This is a genomic window from Cupriavidus sp. OTU4054 (assembly GCF_038440175.1).
Classification (GTDB): Bacteria; Pseudomonadota; Gammaproteobacteria; order Burkholderiales; family Burkholderiaceae; genus Cupriavidus; species Cupriavidus pauculus_D.
Map to the genome: position 1 here is coordinate 19466 of NZ_JASATF010000037.1, position 17377 is coordinate 36842.

The 17377-nt window shown below is 67.8% G+C and carries 14 protein-coding genes; 5 read left to right on the forward strand and 9 right to left on the reverse strand.

What is annotated here, in order from left to right:
* Positions 1 to 19: 19 nt before the first annotated feature.
* Positions 20 to 997, forward strand: a complete 978-nt coding sequence (locus AAHB16_RS29370) for a Bug family tripartite tricarboxylate transporter substrate binding protein (protein WP_150377453.1) — start codon at positions 20 to 22, stop codon at positions 995 to 997.
* A gap of 123 nt (positions 998 to 1120) precedes the next feature.
* Here AAHB16_RS29370 and AAHB16_RS29375 read toward each other — a convergent pair whose 3' ends face one another.
* A complete protein-coding gene (locus AAHB16_RS29375; protein ID WP_342052634.1) occupies positions 1121 to 3226 on the reverse strand; it encodes a ParB/Srx family N-terminal domain-containing protein in 2106 nt (701 codons plus the stop codon).
* 156 nt (positions 3227 to 3382) lie between these two features.
* Between AAHB16_RS29375 and AAHB16_RS29380 the strand changes: the two genes are divergently transcribed.
* Positions 3383 to 4162, forward strand: a complete 780-nt coding sequence (locus tag AAHB16_RS29380; protein WP_150376010.1) for an NADPH-dependent F420 reductase — start codon at positions 3383 to 3385, stop codon at positions 4160 to 4162.
* Positions 4163 to 4200: 38 nt separating this feature from the next.
* Here AAHB16_RS29380 and AAHB16_RS29385 read toward each other — a convergent pair whose 3' ends face one another.
* Positions 4201 to 4590 carry a GNAT family N-acetyltransferase gene (locus AAHB16_RS29385; protein ID WP_150376012.1) on the reverse strand — a complete coding sequence of 130 codons (390 nt, stop codon included), beginning with the start codon at positions 4588 to 4590 and terminating at the stop codon, positions 4201 to 4203.
* Between the two features lie 84 nt (positions 4591 to 4674).
* Between AAHB16_RS29385 and AAHB16_RS29390 the strand changes: the two genes are divergently transcribed.
* The gene (locus tag AAHB16_RS29390) at positions 4675 to 6162 is read left to right on the forward strand and encodes an AMP nucleosidase (RefSeq protein ID WP_191002435.1); all 1488 of its coding nucleotides are present in this window, start codon (positions 4675 to 4677) and stop codon (positions 6160 to 6162) included.
* A gap of 18 nt (positions 6163 to 6180) precedes the next feature.
* On the opposite strand, the gene AAHB16_RS29395 is transcribed toward AAHB16_RS29390, so the two are convergent.
* Positions 6181 to 6876 carry an OmpW/AlkL family protein gene (locus AAHB16_RS29395; RefSeq protein WP_150376016.1) on the reverse strand — a complete coding sequence of 232 codons (696 nt, stop codon included), beginning with the start codon at positions 6874 to 6876 and terminating at the stop codon, positions 6181 to 6183.
* Positions 6877 to 7136: 260 nt separating this feature from the next.
* Complete coding sequence (leuA, locus tag AAHB16_RS29400; RefSeq protein ID WP_342052635.1) at positions 7137 to 8840, reverse strand: 2-isopropylmalate synthase; 1704 nt, start codon at positions 8838 to 8840, stop codon at positions 7137 to 7139.
* A gap of 606 nt (positions 8841 to 9446) precedes the next feature.
* Here leuA and AAHB16_RS29405 point away from each other — a divergent pair.
* Together AAHB16_RS29405 and AAHB16_RS29410 are read left to right on the forward strand one after the other, a co-directional pair.
* A complete protein-coding gene (locus tag AAHB16_RS29405) occupies positions 9447 to 10859 on the forward strand; it encodes a hypothetical protein (RefSeq protein ID WP_342052636.1) in 1413 nt (470 codons plus the stop codon).
* 98 nt (positions 10860 to 10957) lie between these two features.
* A complete protein-coding gene (locus tag AAHB16_RS29410; protein ID WP_342052637.1) occupies positions 10958 to 12247 on the forward strand; it encodes a filamentous hemagglutinin N-terminal domain-containing protein in 1290 nt (429 codons plus the stop codon).
* Positions 12248 to 12299: 52 nt separating this feature from the next.
* Here the strand turns inward: AAHB16_RS29410 and AAHB16_RS29415 are convergent, their stop codons facing one another.
* From AAHB16_RS29415 to AAHB16_RS29435, 5 genes are read right to left on the reverse strand one after another with little or no spacing between them, the layout of a single operon-like run.
* On the reverse strand, positions 12300 to 13082 hold the full coding sequence (locus AAHB16_RS29415) for a heme ABC transporter ATP-binding protein (RefSeq protein ID WP_150376022.1): 783 nt from the start codon (positions 13080 to 13082) through the stop codon (positions 12300 to 12302).
* A 7-nt stretch (positions 13083 to 13089) separates the two neighbouring features.
* Positions 13090 to 14121, reverse strand: coding sequence for a FecCD family ABC transporter permease (locus tag AAHB16_RS29420; RefSeq protein ID WP_342052638.1), 1032 nt, complete (start codon positions 14119 to 14121; stop codon positions 13090 to 13092).
* Between the two features lie 20 nt (positions 14122 to 14141).
* Complete coding sequence (locus AAHB16_RS29425; RefSeq protein WP_411859850.1) at positions 14142 to 14993, reverse strand: heme/hemin ABC transporter substrate-binding protein; 852 nt, start codon at positions 14991 to 14993, stop codon at positions 14142 to 14144.
* A gap of 1 nt (position 14994) precedes the next feature.
* A complete protein-coding gene (locus tag AAHB16_RS29430) occupies positions 14995 to 16029 on the reverse strand; it encodes a hemin-degrading factor (protein WP_150376026.1) in 1035 nt (344 codons plus the stop codon).
* Between the two features lie 33 nt (positions 16030 to 16062).
* Complete coding sequence (locus tag AAHB16_RS29435; protein WP_342052639.1) at positions 16063 to 17367, reverse strand: HmuY family protein; 1305 nt, start codon at positions 17365 to 17367, stop codon at positions 16063 to 16065.
* Between the last annotated feature and the right edge of the window lie 10 nt (positions 17368 to 17377).

Here is a 17377-nt window from a genome sequence, read left to right on the forward strand (position 1 = left end):
GGAGACCAAGATGTCCGCAATGTTGTTCGCTGCCCGCAAGCCGCTCGCGCTCGCAGCCGCCACGCTCGCTTCGCTGGTGCTGCCCATGGGCAGTGCCTGGGCCGACTATCCCGACAAGCCGATCCGCTTCGTCGTGCCGTTCGCGGCCGGCAGCGCGACCGACCAGCTCGCGCGCGCGGTCGGCCAGGCCGTGACGCTCGAGTCGAAGGTCACCGTCGTCGTCGATAACAAGCCCGGCGCCAATGGCTTTATCGCCGCCACGGACGTCGCCAAGGCCAGCCCGGACGGCTACACGGTGCTGATCACCACGAACACCACGCATGCGGCCAACGAGCATCTGTTCAAGAAGCTGCCGTACGATCCGGTCAAGGATTACTCGCCCGTCACCGCGCTCGGCCGCGGCGGCCAGATCATGGTGGTCAATCCGGCGGTGCCGGCCAAGACCGTGGGCGAGTTCATCGCGCTGGCCAAGAAGGAGCCGGGCAAGCTGAGCTTCGGCAGCGGCAGCTCGTCGTCGCGGATCGCGGGCGAACTGTTCCAGCAGATGGCCCATGTGGAACTGCTGCACGTGCCGTACAAGAGCAACCCGCTGGCCATCACGGACCTGCTCGGCAACCAGATCCAGATGATGATCACCGATACCGCGACGGGCCTGCCGCAGGTGAAGACCGGCAAGCTGCGCGCGCTGGGCGTATCGGGCAAGAGCCGCTCGCCGCTGGCACCGGACGTCCCGACCATCGACGAGGCCGGGGTCAAGGGCTACGAGATGAGCTACTGGTTTGCGGCCTACGCGCCCGCCAAGACGCCGGCGGCCGTGGTGGACAAGCTCAACGCGATGCTCGTCAAGGCGGCAAAGAGCGAAACCGCGGCCAGCTTCTATCAGACCACCGGCACCGAGGTGTTCACCAGCACCCCGGCGGAACTGGCGAAGTTCCAGGGGCAGGAATCGGCCAAGTGGGGCCGCATCATCAAGTCCGCCAATATCCAGCCGGAATAAGCGGACCGCTGCGCGCGGACGAGAAAAAGCCGCCGGTTCTCGTGAGAGACCGGCGGCTTTTCGTTGCCCGGACCATCACGCAGAAACGGGTACGCTCGCCCGTCTCCGCGACGACTGGGGGCCTTACTTCTTCAGGCCCAGGCGGTAGTCCACCGCGTACGGCAGCTTGCCCGGGCTCGATGCGGTGACCGGTTGCGAGAGCTTGGTGAACTCCGATTCGACGAAGGCATCCAGACGGCCCAGCTGTGCCGCGGTCTTGCCGTTGCTCACCGGCGCATCGGGCGCCAGCGCCACCATGGCTTCGGCGGCCTTGCGTACTGCGGCGAGGTAGCTCGTGGTGTCGTCGAGGTTCACGGTCTTCAGGTCCACCACCTTGCGCAGCCAGTCGCCCCAGTAGAACTCCGTGAACTCGGTGGCGTCGGACAGTTGCGAATAGCCGATGTCGCGCGTGAAGTAGACCAGCGAGCGGTACGGATCGTTGCCCAGGCCGTTGGCGAGCCCCAGCGCGCGTGGCAGATCGGCCGGATAGATCGGACGGTTGTCCGGATCCTTCAGCCAGACCAGCTTGCGCTCGCGCAGCGTGCGGAAGAACGTCGCGCGGTTCAGGTTCATCAGATTGTCCTGCACCTTGACGTACGCCTTGGACTGCGGGCCGCCGGTCGGGGCTTCGGTCATCGTCGTGAACGCATGGTGACCGTCGGTCAGATAGGGCTCGCCGTACGGGCCGACCACGAGCGTCTTCATGTCCTGTGGCTTGTTGCCGACGACCTGCGTGCAGCCGAACGAGCTCAGGTTGTCGATACGCGCGGTGGTGAGGTTCAGGTTCTTGTCGCTCTTGTTCTGGCCATTGTTCTCGCACGCGTCATCGAAGTTCTTGACGGGATCCTTCGCATAGCGGCCCAGCTTGTAGTAGATCTGGTCGCGGCCGATCGCGGGCTGCGTCGGACGCAGGTCGCGCAGCGTCACCAGCAGGTTGTCGCCGGCCTTCGCGTTCACGTACGTGGCGATCGGGGCCGGGGCCGGCAGCGGCGCGCAGACGGCCGGCAGCAGATGCTTGCTGCCCGGCTCCTGACGCACCTGATAGGCGAGCTTCGCGCTGACCGGCAGCAGCGTGAGGCTGGCCGTGGCGGCCTGGCCGGCCACCGTGGTCTGCCACGTGCCGCCGATCAGACCGTTCGCCTTGACGCCCGCCACCGTGTTGTAGGTGAGCGGCACATCGACGGGCACGTTGTCCGCCGCGAGCGTATTGCCGCTCACGGAAACGATATTGCGGCGCGTGCGGCCGGTCAGGGCGTCGGCCGCGTCGAGCTCGGGCTCGGCGCAGACCCAGTCGCCATCGATCGCAGTGGCCGGCAGCGCCTGCGCGGTGCGCACGATCCAGTTGCCGGCCGTGTTGCCGGCACCGGTGCCTGGCTCGTCGACGAACAGGGCCATCTGGCCCGTCTGGCGGCCCACGAGCACGCGGCCGACCTTGGCACCGGCCAGCGTCAGCGTGTAAGCGCCGGGGTAGCGCGTCTGGTCCGCATCCGCGGTCAGGCTGCCGGTCTGGCCGCCCGCGCAGTCCGCGGCGAAACCCTGACCCGCGCAGACGCGCACGCTGCCGTCGGCGGCGATATCGAGCTGGCCCGCCGAGGCGCTGGCGCCGGTCTGGCGCAGGAATGCGTAGGTGCCGGCGATCTCCGACAGTTGCGCGCCACGGTTGGCCGCGCTGATATAGCCCTGCAGCAGGGTGCCATCGGCCAGCCTGACGTTGGGCACCTTGCCCAGCGCGCCGGACAGCACGCCCTCGTCGAGCGTGAACGTGAACGTGATGGCCGATGCGGCGGTGGCCAGTGTCGCGGGCGCGTCGGCGCTGGCCGTCAGGCCCGAGACGCGGTAGGTGCCGCTGGCTGCGTCCAGCCCGTACTGGCCGACGAGGCTGCCGGCGAGGCCGACGCGCGAATCGAGAAAGCGCACCGTCAGCTGACCGGCCGCGGGCTGGTCGAGCGTGACCGAGAGGGTATCGCCGAAACTGACCGCTCCCACATAGGTCGTGCCGCCGGCCAGCGGCTTGACGGTCACGGTCTGTCCAGGCGTGCTGCCCCCGCCGTTATTGCCGGTGCTCGGGCTGGCGTTGGCGCCGCCGTCGCCATCGCCGCCGCAGGCGGTCAGGGCGACGGTGGCCAGCGCCAGCATGGTCAGGCGGGTCAGGCAGGGCAGGGCGAGCGGTTTCCTCGAATCGCGTGTCATTGTTCTTTGTCCTTGTGGTCGTGCGTGCCGCGCGCCAGTCTAGGCACCCCCGATGACGGCGGCGTGACAGCCTGATCACCTGGCGAGACAGCCGGGACCGGAAACCGGGCGCGTTTTGGCCTAGAGTGACTGGGTCGGAACAACGCGGAGGCAACCATGAGTCATCCCGAGATTTCTGCGCGCGTGTCACGGCGCACCGTGCTGCTGGCCGGCGTCGCGCTGGCCGTGACAGGCGGCCTTGTCCGCGCGCAGGCCCCGGCGGCGAAGGCAGCCACTACGACGAACGTGGCGAACGCGTCCAACGCGGCGAAAGCGCGTATCGGCGTGATCGGGTCCGGCCGCATCGGCGGCACGATTGGCGGACTGTGGGTCAAGGCCGGCCATTCCGTGATGTTCTCCTCGCGGCATCCCGAGGAATTGAAGTCGATGGCCGACAAGCTCGGCCCGCTCGCGCAGACGGGCACCGTGGCACAGGCCATCGCCTTTGCCGACGTGCTGCTGCTGGCCGTGCCCTACGGCGCGGTGCCGGCGATCGGCGAGCAGAATGCATCGGCGTGGCGCGGCAAGACCGTGCTCGACGCGACCAACGCCATTGCGGCGCGCGACGGCGCGGTGGTGGAAGAGGTGCAGCGCAACGGCATCGGCGCCACGACGTCGAAATACCTGCGTGGCGCGAAGATCGTCCGCGCGTTCAACTTCACCGGCGCGACCGAATTCGCGCGCGAGAGCCATCGCAGCGGGGCGCCGCTGGCCGTACCGATCGCGGGCGACGATGCGCAGGCGCTCGAGGTCGCCTCGCAACTGGTGCGCGACGCGGGATTCGAACCGGTGGTGGTGGGCGGTCTATCGACGGCGGATCGCTTCGCGCCGGGCGGGAAACTGTTCCGTCAGATGGGGACCGCCGAGGAATTCCGGCGCGCGATGGCGCAGCAGTGAGGTGAGGTCGTTGCGAGGTATAGCGGGCGGGGGCTCGCCTACAGCGGCCGCCGCTCCATCGCGACCATCGACGGGGAAAAGCCGAGCTGGCCGAAGAAGGCCGCCTCGGAAGAGCGCGCGGCGCGCAGGACCCACGTGATATCGGGATCGTTACCCATGATATGGCGCATTAGCGCGCGGCCGATGCCGCGGCGGCGGTATTGCGGCGCGACGGCGATCATCGAGATATAGCCGTTCGCGATATCGTCGCACAGGGCGCGTACGAAGCCCACGACTTCGCCGTCTTCCACGGCCACCGCCACCCGTTGCGAATTGGCGATCAGCTGCGCGAAGCGTTCCGCGTTGCCAACCCGGTGGTCCCACCCGTTCGCCGCCAGCAGACGTCTGGCAGCCTCGACTTCCACGGGTAACGGATTCCGGATTTCCATCGGCACTCCTTCTGAATGGCGACAGAGTGTAACGAGCGCTAGCCATCGCGTCAAACTGGCATGGTGGCATGGGTGCGCGGTATGATGACCAGCATGAACGCCGCCATCTACTCCTCCGCCCATCCGGCCGATCAGCTGGCCGAGTTCTCCGACGCCGACAGCGCGCTGGCGCGCATCCGCGAAATCTACGACAGTTCCGTCGCCGCGGTACGCGCACGGTTCGAGGCGTTCGCGCGCGGCGAGTCCCTGCCGTCCGCCGCGCACGCGTGCTACCCGTACCTGGGCGTCTCGGTCAATCTCGAGACCATGGTCACGGACAGCCGCCCGGCCTGGGGTACCGTCGCGTATCCCGGCGTGTATGGCACCACCGTGACGCGGCCCGACCTGCTGGCCGATTACTATCGCGACCAGATCGAGCGTTTGATCCGCTATCACCGCGTGCCGGTCGTGGTGGGCCTGTCGCGGCGGCCGATTCCGCTGCCGTTCGTCATCGAGGCATCGACCACCGATATCAGCTACACGCAGGCCCGCGAGCTCGAGGCGTCGTTCGTCCTGCCCGAGCTGTCACGCATCGACGATTCGATCGCGAATGGCACGTACGAGCCGGTACCGGGCGAGGCATGGCCGCTCTCGCTGTTTCCGGGCGAGCGCGTCGATCTTGCCCTGCAGCGGCTGTATCACTACACGGGGACCGCCCCTCACCATTTCCAGCGCTTCGTGCTGTTCACGAACTACCAGCGCTACGTCGATGAATTCGTGGCGCTCGGCCGCTCGCTGATGGCCAGCGATGGCGGCGACGGCTACGTGCGATTTGTCGAACCCGGCGACGTGACGCAGGAACTCGGCGCGAGCGATCCCGACGAGGCCGCACGGCCGCGGGCGCTGCCGCAGATGCCGGCCTATCACCTCGTCCGCGAGGACAAGCTCGGCGTGACGCTCGTGAACATCGGCGTGGGGCCGTCGAACGCCAAGACCATGACCGATCATCTTGCCGTGCTGCGTCCGCACTGCTGGCTGATGATCGGCCACTGCGGCGGCCTGCGCCGCTCGCAGCAGCTGGGCGACTACGTGCTGGCGCACGCGTACGTGCGCGACGACCATGTGCTCGACCACGACCTGCCGCCGTGGGTCCCCGTGCCGCCGATCGCGGAGATCCAGGTGGCGCTCCAGGAAGCCGTGGCGCGCGTGACGGGTTTGTCGGGCAACGAGATGAAGACGCGCATGCGCACGGGCACCGTGGTATCGACCGATGACCGCAACTGGGAGCTCAAGTCGAAGGCGCTCTACGCGCGGTTCAACCAGTCGCGCGCGATCGCCATCGACATGGAAAGCGCGACCGTGGCGGCCAACGGCTTCCGCCTGCGCGTGCCGTACGGCACGCTGCTGTGCGTCTCCGACAAGCCGCTTCATGGCGAGCTGAAACTGCGCGGCATGGCCAATGCGTTCTATCGCCAGCGCGTCAGCCAGCATATGACGATCGGTCTCGAGGCCGTGCGCATCCTGCGCGAGAGCGGCGTGGAAGCGCTGCACTCGCGCAAGCTGCGCAGCTTCGACGAGCCCGCGTTCCGCTAGGCCCGCGGGCGCCGCGCGTCAGAACCGGTAGCCGACGCCGGCGCTGAACAGCCAGGGGTCGAGGTTGACGGTCGACACCTTGGTGCCGCCCGCATAGACGTTGCTCGAGATCCACGACTTCTTGGCGTCCACGTTCAGGAACCAGTGCTTCGTGAGCTTGTAGTCCATGCCGATCTGCAGCACGGGCCCCACGCTCCACCGGTCGAGCTGCAGCGAGTTGCCCGCGAGATTCGCACCGTAGATGCGCGTCACGTTCACGCCGGCGCCCACGTAGGGCCGGAACGTGCCTTCGGGCAGGAAGTGGTACTGGAGCACCAGCGCCGGCGGCAGATGGCGGAAGGTCCCGATCTTGTTTCCGTCCAGGCTCACATCCTGGCTCTGCGGCACCGTGGCCATCAGTTCCAGCGCCACATGCGGGACGACGAAGTAGGTCACGTCGATCTCGGGAATCCACTTGTTGTTGACCCCGATACGGTCCGAGGCGCCCACGCCGCCGATCGGATCCGACTTGTCGTCCATCTTCAGATACGTGGAGCGCAGGCGAATCATCCAGTTGCCCTGCGTGGCGTCGTCGGCCGCGGCGGCGCCGAGCGGCATGGTGCCGATCAGGGCGGCGACCAGTGACAGGGCAAAGCGGGACGGGATGCGAGAGGTAATGCGCGGGGTAATGCGCGGGGTAATACGAGAGAAATATCCGGAGAGAGTGGCGGTCATTTTGGTCTTCGCTTTTTTCGTCAAACTGCGAGACCAGTGTGGCGCCATCGGCATTCGCCGGCATTGACCCAACGCAAGGTATTGCGATGTCGCGAAAATCCCTCGCGACATGCGGCTTCTATTTACATGCGGATTTATTCGTGGCGCGGCCACGTGGCGCCCGTTACGCTGTGGGCACGTGGTCTTGTACCGCGCATGTCGTGGGCGTCCAACAGGACGTCTTTCGTGGTGTGCCCCATGGGGGTGGGGCACACCCGTTTTTAGGCGGCCTTCGCCTCGACAGGCGCCACGATCTGGCCCGCCTCGCTCGCCAGATGGCGATTGACGCCGGACACGACCGCCCGCAGCGATGCGGTGACGATGCTCGCATCGACGCCCGCGCCGAATCCGGTGCCCGAATTGCCCACCCGTACTTCCACATAGCAGGCGGCCTTCGCATCGGCGCCAGCCGACAGCGCGTGCTCGTGATAGTCCATCACGCGCACGGGTACGCCAAGTTCGCGCACGAAGGCATCGACCACCGCATCGATCGGACCGTTACCGGCACCGCGCACGCGGGTCGGCTGTCCGTCGCGCATCAGTTCGATATCGATCTCCACATTGCCGTTGGCGGCCGACGTCATGCGATGGGCCACGTACTGGAGCGGGGACTCGCGATCGAGGTATTCGCGGCGGAACAGCGCGTAGAGATCTTCGGCGCTGGCTTCGAGGCCCGTCTCGTCCGTCATCGCCTGCACCGCGCGGCTGAACTCGATCTGCAGACGGCGCGGCATGTAGATGCCGTGCACCTGCTCGAGCAGGTAGGCCATGCCGCCCTTGCCGGACTGGCTGTTGACGCGGATCACGGCGTCGTAGCTGCGGCCGAGGTCCGCGGGGTCGATCGGCAGGTAGGGGACTTCCCAGATGGCGTCGGCCTGCTGCTGCGCGAAGCCCTTGCGGATCGCGTCCTGATGCGAGCCCGAGAACGCGGTAAACACGAGGTCGCCGACATACGGGTGGCGCGGATGCACGGGCAATTGGTTGCAGTGCTCGACGCACTGGCGCACTTCGTCGATATCGGAGAAATCGAGGCCCGGCGACACGCCCTGCGTGTAGAGATTCAGCGCGAGCGTGACGAGGTCCACGTTGCCGGTCCGCTCGCCGTTGCCGAACAGGCAGCCTTCGACGCGATCGGCACCGGCCATTACGGCCAGCTCGGCGGCGGCCACGGCAGTGCCACGGTCGTTGTGGGGGTGTACCGACAGCACGATGTGTTCGCGCCGCGCGAGATGGCGATGCATCCATTCGATCTGGTCCGCGAACACGTTCGGGGTGCTGCATTCCACCGTGGTCGGCAGGTTGAGGATCATCTTGCGCCCCGGCGCCGCGCCCCACGCTTCGGCCACGGCATTCGACACCTCGAGCGCGAAATCGAGTTCGGCCTGGCTGAACGTCTCGGGCGAGTACTCGTAGCCCCAGTGCGTGCCCGGCTGCGCGTCGGTCAGCTCGCGGATGAGCCGCGTGCCTGTCACCGCCACTTCGCGGATCTCTTCACGCGAGGCGTTGAACACGATGCGGCGCCATGCGGGCGCGATCGGGTTGTACAGGTGCACGGTGGCCCGGTGCGCGTCGCGCACGGACTCGACGGTACGGCGAATCAGATCCTCGCGCGACTGCGTCAGCACGATGATCGTCACGTCGTCGGGAATGCGCTTCTGCTTGATCAGCATGCGCACGAAGTCGAAGTCGGTCTGCGAGGCCGACGGGAAGCCCACCTCGATTTCCTTCAGGCCGATCTTCACGAGCTGCTCGAAGAATCGCAGCTTGCGCTCGACGCTCATGGGTTCGATCAGCGCCTGATTGCCATCGCGCAGGTCGGTGCTCATCCAGAGGGGCGCGCGCGTGATCTGGCGCGAGGGCCAGGTGCGGTCGGGCAAGTCTACGGCGGTGGCGGGACGGTATTTGGCGGCGGGATTGGACAGCATGGGTTCTCCTTCCTCGCGGAAGCTCCAGTACGGAAACGGGAAATCTTAAAAACGGGAAACGCGGAAAACAGATAACGCGAACGCGTGGCGACAGGCTGCCGAACTGCCACAGGCACTAGGCCCGGCAACCGATCACTAGGGTTAGCGATAGCGCGAGAAGGAGGGGAGAAGCAGATGCCGCACCGCCGCAAACCGGCACACGCGGCGCGCGCGAGTTCGCCGCGATGCGCGGGGCATCGGCGAAATCGACAGGGGCGGCAGCGGTGGCGTGCATGCGTTGAAGCGAAGGGCATGTATCGGACGAATGAGGGAGCGTAGTCGAAAACCGCGCCTTGCGTCAACCGCGTCGGTGCGGCGCGCCACGTGGCGGGATCGGGCAAACGGATGATCCCGCGTATCGCGCGCGCGAAAAATGGCTGACCTACGCCCGTTGTGTGGGCCGCCGCTCAGTCCTCTGACCGGTATTGCCACGGTCCTATCGCGCATAGGCTGATAGCACGAAGAAGGCCCATGCGCGGGCACGAAGACATTGCAGGCGAACGTGGTACGCAAACAGAGAACGGAGCAGGTGCTGCGGCGCCGCAACCGGGACCGAGGGGACAGATCATGAGAACGAATACGTGGACAACGTGGCTGCTGGCCATCTTTACCGCATTGACGCTCGCGGCGTGCGGCGGTGGCGGCGGCGGCTCCGGGTCGGGCACCCCGACGACGGCCGGTGCGGGCGGCAGCGGCGGATCGAACGGCGGGTCGGGTGGTGGGTCGGGTGGTGGCTCGGGCTCCAATAATTCCGCCTCCAAGACCTACGTGATGCAGCTCGGGCTGACGTCGGGACAGGTCGCCGTCGGCGGTACGCTGCCGATGACCGCGACCGTGGTCGACGGCAACGGCAACGACGTCACCGTCTCTACGCAGTTCACGTGGTCGACCTCCAACGGCGCCATCGCCACGGTGACGCCCGCGAGCGCGCCCGGCACCGCCAACGTGCGCGGCACGGGCGTGGGCGTGGCCACCATCAGCGTGGTCGGCACGGTCACGGCCGCCGATGGCGCGGTCACGCAGCTGCCGATGCAGTCGGCAAGCGTGACGGTGCTGGCCGCGGGCGCCACGACCTACGCGCTCGCGCTGCCGTATCCGGCGCTGTCGATGACGCATGGCCAGGTACTGCCCGTTACGGCGTCGCTGATCGATAGCCATGGCGCGGACCGTTCCTCCGCGGGCACGGCATGGACGTGGAACAGCAGCGGTGCCGCGGTGCAGGTCACGGGCGCGGCCAATGTGGGCACGCTGCGCGCGTTCAACACGGCCGCGGCGGTGGCGCAGGCGCTCGTCAGCGTGTCCGTCACGGCGCCGAATGGCGGCACGTTGTCGGGCCTGTTCCCGGTCTCCGTGGTGGGTGCCGGCGTGGCCAGCTACCGCCTCGTGCTGTCGCAGGGCGGCGCGCAGATCAATGCGCTCTCCGTGCTCAACGGGCGTCCGCAGTCGTTCGCCTCGCGCGTGGTCCGTAACGACGAGGTCGATACCACGAGCGCATTCGACGGGCTCTGGACGTTCACCACGACGTCCCCGACGCTTGCCGTGCAGCCCGATGCCAGCACACGCACGACGACCATCGGCACGAGCCTGGCGAATGGCGCCGATGCGTATCAGAGCGTGCTGTCCGTCACCGCGGGGAGCCTCACGCTGACGCCACGCCCGCGCGCGAGCCTGTTCGTGACCGAGCAGCCGACCTGGGCGCTGATCTACAACGGTCCGCAGCCGCTGAAGCTGGTCAACCCGATTCCGGCCACGGTGGCTGTGCAGGTGGTCCATCGCGGTATCGACGAAGGCATCATGCAATGCGCGGGATGGAACTGGACCACGGGCTCGAGCAACGTCTCGCTGGTCCCGGTCGTGTTCGCGCCCAACGCCATCCAGATCCAGCCGAGCGCGCCGGGACCGTTCGCGGTCACCGTGACCTGCACGGCGGGCGCCGAGCAGATGCCGCTGACCATGACGATCGCGGGTACCGTCATGTAGCCGGCGCGCCGATCCGCTCGGACATTTCGCGGATCGGCTACAGCCTGCAGGATGCATCCGTGAGACCGTAGGCGCTCCCTCTTCACCGGAGCTCCGACATGCCACACACCGCTCACGCCCGCTTTGCCGTCCGTGTTTTCGCCTGTCTGGTGGCGGGCGGCGCCGTCCCGATCGGGGCGGCGTCCGCCCAATCCGTTACCGTTGCGGGCAGCAATGCCACCGTGCGTCTCGCGGACAACGGCGCCACCATCGTCGATATCGCCGTGCCCAATGCCGCGGGAATTTCGCACAACCGCTATGACGCCTACAACGTGGACGCGGCCGGGCTCGTGCTCAACAATGCGTTGCCAGGGCAGGCGCCAAGGCCGTCCGAGATTGCCGGCGCCATCGCCGGCAATCCGCATCTCTACCGTACCGCGAATCTCGTTCTCAACGAGGTAGTGTCCGCCAATCGAAGCGTGCTGGCCGGCATGACCGAAGTGCATGGCGATCGCGCCGATGTCGTGGTTGCCAATCCGCACGGCATGACCTGCAGGGGCTGCGGGTTTATCAATACCGATCGCGTCACGCTGACGACAGGCACGCCGCACCTCGACGCCGAGGGCGCGCTGGCGGGCTTCGACGTGATGGGCGGCGACGTCCTGTTCGAGGCAGGCAAGGCCGGACACGGACTGCGCACGCTCGACGTCGTGGCGCGCAACGTGAAGGTGGACAGTCGTGTCCAGGTGCGGGACCTGACTGTGATCGCGGGGCCGAACCGCTTCGACTATCGCACGCGTCAGGTGGTGGGCCAGACCAGCCCGGGCGATGCACCTTCGCAGCGCTTCGCGATCGACGGCACCGAGTTCGGCGCGATGCACGGCGAGCGCATCCGGCTGATCGCCACGGAGCAGGGGACTGGCGTGCGGACGCCCGGTTTCGTGGGCCAGTGGGATGCCGATGTGACGATCCAGTCGAAAGGCGACTACGTGCATCCGGGCGTCGTGATGGGCAAACGCGTCGATGTCTTCAGCGATGCGATGGTGCAGCTGCAGGGGACCGTGGCTGCGAACGACGCCGTGCGCGTGCAGGCGAAGGGTGTGTTCATCGACAGGAATGCGTCGCTTCGCGGCGGCAGCATGGACATCCGCGCGAGCCGCGACCGTCAGTCAGGCTGGCCGCTATTCGGCGATGGCATGCTTCTGAATCTGGGCAACGTCGAGGCGAACGGCCGCATCGATATCGCGGCGGACATGGGCGTCTACAGTCCGGGCAGGATCCAGGCGCACGAGCACACGGTCGTACGCGCGCCCTGGATACTGGGCGACGGCCCCAGGATGGGGGTGCTGTACTTCAACGGTGTCCGGGTACCGCGCGCCACCAATGTGCTGCGCACCGCCAGCCGTTGACCGGAGCGAGCGTCGCGGCTGCTGACGTACCTGCTGCGGTGCCCGCGGCCGGTCAATCCAGCGCGAACGTGACGGACGGCCCGGCCTCGCTCGCTGTCACCTCGGCGCGCAATCCGTAGACGCGGGCCAGCGCGGCGGGCACCAATACCTCGGCGGGTCTGCCCAGCGCGATCGCGTGCCCGTCCGCCAGCAGCAGCAGCCTGTCGCACCAGCGCGCGGCGAGATTGACGTCGTGCAGCACCACGAGCACGGCGAGCCCTTCGTCGCGCGCCAGGGTGCGCACCGCACGCAGCAGCAGCAACTGGTGCCGCGGGTCGAGGCTCGAGGTCGGTTCGTCGAGAAACAGCGCGCGGTATTCGCGTGGGGCCCGGCCGGTCAGCGCCTGCAGCAGCGCGCGGGCGAACTGCGTCCGTTGCTGCTCGCCGCCCGAAATGCCGAGATAGCGCCGGTCGCGCAGCGACGTCACGTCGGCTAGCTGAAGCACCTCATCGACGCGGGCGGCTACCGTGTCCGCATCGATCTCGGGAAACGGGTAGGCGCCCATCTCCACGACCTCGCGCACGGAAAGGTCGAAGGCGAGGCTCGGCGATTGCGGCAGCACCGCGCGCCGCCGCGCCAGCGCCCGCGCGGACCAGCGCGCCAGCGGCGCCGCATCGAGCGTGAGTGTGCCGCCGGTCGGCGCCAGTTCGCCCGCGAGCGTGCCGAGCAGGGTCGATTTGCCCGCGCCGTTGGCGCCGAGCACGCCCAGCACCTCGCCGGCGTGCAGGTCGAGGTCGATCGCATGCAGCACCGTGCGATCGCCGCGCGCGCAGGTCAGTTGTCGGGTGGAAAGCATCGGCGTCTCAGGATTTTCGCGTGAGCATCCACAGCAGGAAGGGGCCGCCGACGAGGCTGGTCACGATGCCGATCGGCAATTCCGCGGGAATCACGGCGATGCGGGCGAGCCAGTCCGCGAGCGTCAGCGCCATCGCGCCGCCCGCGATCGTGTTGGGCAAGAGCCAGCGGTGGTCGGCCCCGAGCGGCAGCCGCACCAGATGCGGCACGACAAGCCCGACGAAGCCGATGGTGCCCGTGACCGCGACGAGCGGGCCCACGAGCAGGGCCGTGAGCACGATCAGCCGGCGACGCACGCGGCGGATATCGAATCCCAGATGATGGGCTTCGCGCTCGCCGAGCAGCAGTGCGTTCATTACCCGCCAGTCACGGAGCAGCAGCGCGCACAGCACGGCGACCAGCGGCACAATCCACGCGAGCATGCTCCACGTGGCGCCCGCCAGGCTGCCCATGTTCCAGAACGTCAGGTTGCGCAGCTGGACGTCGCTGGCCTGATAGGTGAAAAAGCCGACGACGCTCGCGCAGATCGCATTGATGGCCACACCCGCGAGCAGCAGATTGGCCACGCCGGGGCGCCGCGTGCCCAGCTTGTAGGCCAGTGCGGTGGCGATCAGGCTGCCGACGAATGCGAGCGGCGCGATGCCCCAGAGGCCGTCGGCGCCGAGCACGATCGCAATGACCGCGCCGGCCGCGCCGCCCAGCGAAATGCCCACGAGGCCGGGTTCCGCGAGCGGATTGCGAAACAGGGCCTGCATGACGGCGCCGGACAGGGCCAGCGCGGCGCCGACCACGACGGCCAGCACGATGCGCGGCAGCCGCACCTCGATCAGCACGTTGCGCCAGATCGTGGCTTCGGCGTCGAGATCGGTCGTCCACAGCAGCGAGAGCAGCCGGCTCCGTGGAATCGCCAGCGCGCCGCTGGCCGATGCCATCAGCGCGACCAGCACCACGAGCACGCACAGGACGACAAGCACCTGCGGCGGCGACAGATATCGCAACGCGCGCAGCTTCGCCACGGCCGGAGTCGTTGATTCCGCCATCGATGCCGCTATCGATACCGTTATCGCGCCGCAGGCGGCACGAACCCCGCCTGCAACTGCCGTAGCGCTTCGGGCAGGCGCGGACCGAAGCCGAGCAACAGCAGGTCGTCCATCACCACGATGCGCTTGTTGCGGGCGGCCGGCGTCGCATTGAGCCCGGGCTGCGCAAGAAACGCTTCGACGCTGCCGCTTGCCTGAATCGACATGGTCGTCGTGACGATGACATCGGGACGCAGCGCCGCCGCGGCTTCCGCCGAGAATGGCTTGTACCCGGTCTGGTCGCCAAGGACGTTGGTGGCACCGACGAGCTTGAGCATCGCGGCGCCCGCGGTGTCTTCCCCGGCGGCCTGCATCTTGCCCGTGTGGGCACTGACCAGCAGCACGCGCGGCGACTGCGCGGCAGGCTTGATCGCATCGAGCTCCGCATGAATGCGGTCCACGAGCGCCTTGCCCTGCGCGCCGCGTTCGAGCGCGGTGGCCGCGCCCAGAATGCGCTGGTCGAGCGCCGCCACGGTCGGCGCCGACGGCAGTACCACCACCTTGCTGCCGAGCCGCTTCAATTGTTCGAGGGACTGCGGCGGACCGCTCTGATCGGAAGCCAGCACGAGGTCCGGCTTGAGGCTCGCCACGCCCTCCACCGAGAACGTACGGTAGTAGCCGACCTTCGGCAGCCTGAGCGCGGCGGGCGGGTAGATGCTCGAGGCGTCGGCGCCAACGAGGCTGTTGCCCGCGTCGAGCGCATAGACGATCTCGGTCACCGCGCCGCCCAGGCCGACCACGCGCGCCGGGGGCGCGGCGTGCGCCAGCCCCGCGATGCACAGCATCGAGAGCAACGCGCCGCGCACGGTCTTCATGGAGACAGCGCGCATCATGTCAGGCCGCCAGCGCATGCGTGCACAGCGACTGCAGCAGCGCGCGCCATGCTGGCAGTTCGGGCTTGCCGGGCTTGCGCTCGCCGAAGAACTGCACGATCAGTTCGCCGTTGGCACCATACAGCTCGAGCGACGTGACCCAGCCATCGACGGTGGGCTTGTTGACGACCCAGCTCGTCGTCACGGCCTGCGTGTTGAGGTGCAGGTTGAACGTCGGGTCCAGCACGTTGAACCACGGACCGGTTCGCACGAGGCGCTGCACCGGTCCCGTGTGGATCTGCACGATGCCGCGATTGGCGACGAAGCACATGATCGGCAGACGGGTCTCGGCCGCGCGCTGAAGCATGGTCTCCACGGCCGCGTTATCGACGGCCTGCGCAAGGTCGTCGCCCGCGGCGCGCAGTGCGCCGAGCCGCGACACCTTGAACTGCCGCAGCATGCCGAAGAAGTCGTGCGTATCGGTCAGGCCCCGCCAGTGTGCGCGGAATGCCGCGATATCCGCCGGGGCCTCGGCCTCGCTGGTGGCCTGCACGGCTTCGGCGACGACCGGCGTGCGAGCGTCGCTGGCATGGCGCGCGACATAGGCTTCCCACGCCGCCGCGTCGGTCGCATCGGTGCGGTAGACCTTGTGCACGGCCTCGCCGCTCTTGTCGAAGAACTGGATGCTGTCGCGGCCATTCTCGCTGACGGCATAGAAATACTTCCAGCTGCCGAAGAACATGCGAAGGTCGATATCGGGACCCAGCACGATACCGACCGGCCCTTCGGCCTGGATATCCGTGTAGGTACCGTGACGCTCGTGCACGGCCGAGTCGTTGCGCGACAGCGCCATGACGGGGCCGAGCGAGCCCAGGTCGCGAAACAGCGCCTGCGCGGGACCGTTGAGCTCGCGCGAGGTCACGCCGCATTCGGCGGCGACCAGCGCGGCTTCGGTCGCGCCGAGCTTGCGCGCGCGGTCGCGGATGCGCAGGCCGGGCTCCTGGTCGGTGAGCTGCCGATGGCGCGCGCGCAGGGTGTCGAAACTGTCTTGTTGCATAGTGTCTTGCATGGAAGCCAGGGAACTCACCAATCAGGGCTGCACGTCGTACTGGATGGTCCAGGTCTGCGCGCTACTCGAATTGCTGGGGTCTGCATACTGGATCTGCGTCAGGTGGAAGCGTGCATACGTCGTGCCCTCGCCACCGCGGATCAGCGACGCGTTCGCCGGGTTTGCCGCGATCACGTGCGCCACGGCCGGCAGGCCCGCCGCGGTCGCCGCGGCTGCTGTCGGGAAGTACGAGAACCAGCCATAGTTTAGGGCGTTCGGGTAGGTTCCGGTGTACTTCGGATTGAGTGACGATGCCGTCGCATCCTTGACCCACGCAGCGGCGCTCGCGGGCACCGACAGCGTGGTGTCGCTCAGGTCGGCAAGCCGGGTGGCGGCATTGGTCGCATCGGTGAACTTCGCCGCGACGGGCTTGTTGCTCGCGTCATAGAAGCCCGCCGGCGTGCGGCCCACGAAACCGGCAACGGTACCCGAGCCCGATTCGCCGCCGTTCAGCTTGAAGTTGTAGCGATTGAACGCGATATGCCACGTGCCGGTGGCCGTAGACACGGCGCCCGCATTGAGGTCGTAGTAGACCCAGTCCGTGGCGGCATTGACGGTCGCCGTGCGTACCGCGCCCGGGTTGGCGCGATCGACCCAGCGGAACGAAGGGTTGCCGGACGTGGTGCCGCCCGCGCCGCCGTAGTAGCCCGTCACCTGCAGGGCGAACACCTGTGCGCCGGCGCCCGTCGCATCGGCAACGGCGCTGTTCGTGGTGATCAGGAACGTGCGCCACGTCGGATACAGCAGGTGGTCGGTGGACCCACCGACGCCATACTCGAATGCGGCCGACTGGATGTCGTTGGCGCTGGTGAAGACGCCGCTCGCCGCGTCCTTGAAGTACAGCGTGGACGGAATGGCGCCGTTCACCGGATCGGTCGTCGCATTCTTCCATGCCTGGAGTTCGGTCCACGTGTGGTCGAACGGTCCGCCGAACGCGCCGCCGCCACCGGTGCCGCTCGTGCCGCTGTTGGTCCACAGCGTGGCGGTCAGGCCGCTGCTCTTGACCTTCAGGTCCCATGCCGTGCCGGTGCAATCCGCGGTCTGCGCCTGCGCGTTGAAGTCGTAGCAGATCGACGTGCCGTTGGCCGGCAGCGTGAACGTCCACGTGCCCGACTGCGTGAATGCCGTTGTCGGCGTCACGGGTGTGGCGGGCGTGGTCGGCGTGGTGGAGGCCGGGGCGGCCGGCGCGCTGTCGCCCCCGCCACCGCACGCCGCCAGCGCCGCGGTGACGAGAGCCAGCATCGCGGTGTTGAGCGCCGATGCGTAAATCGTTCGATTGTTTTTCATTTGAGCTTCC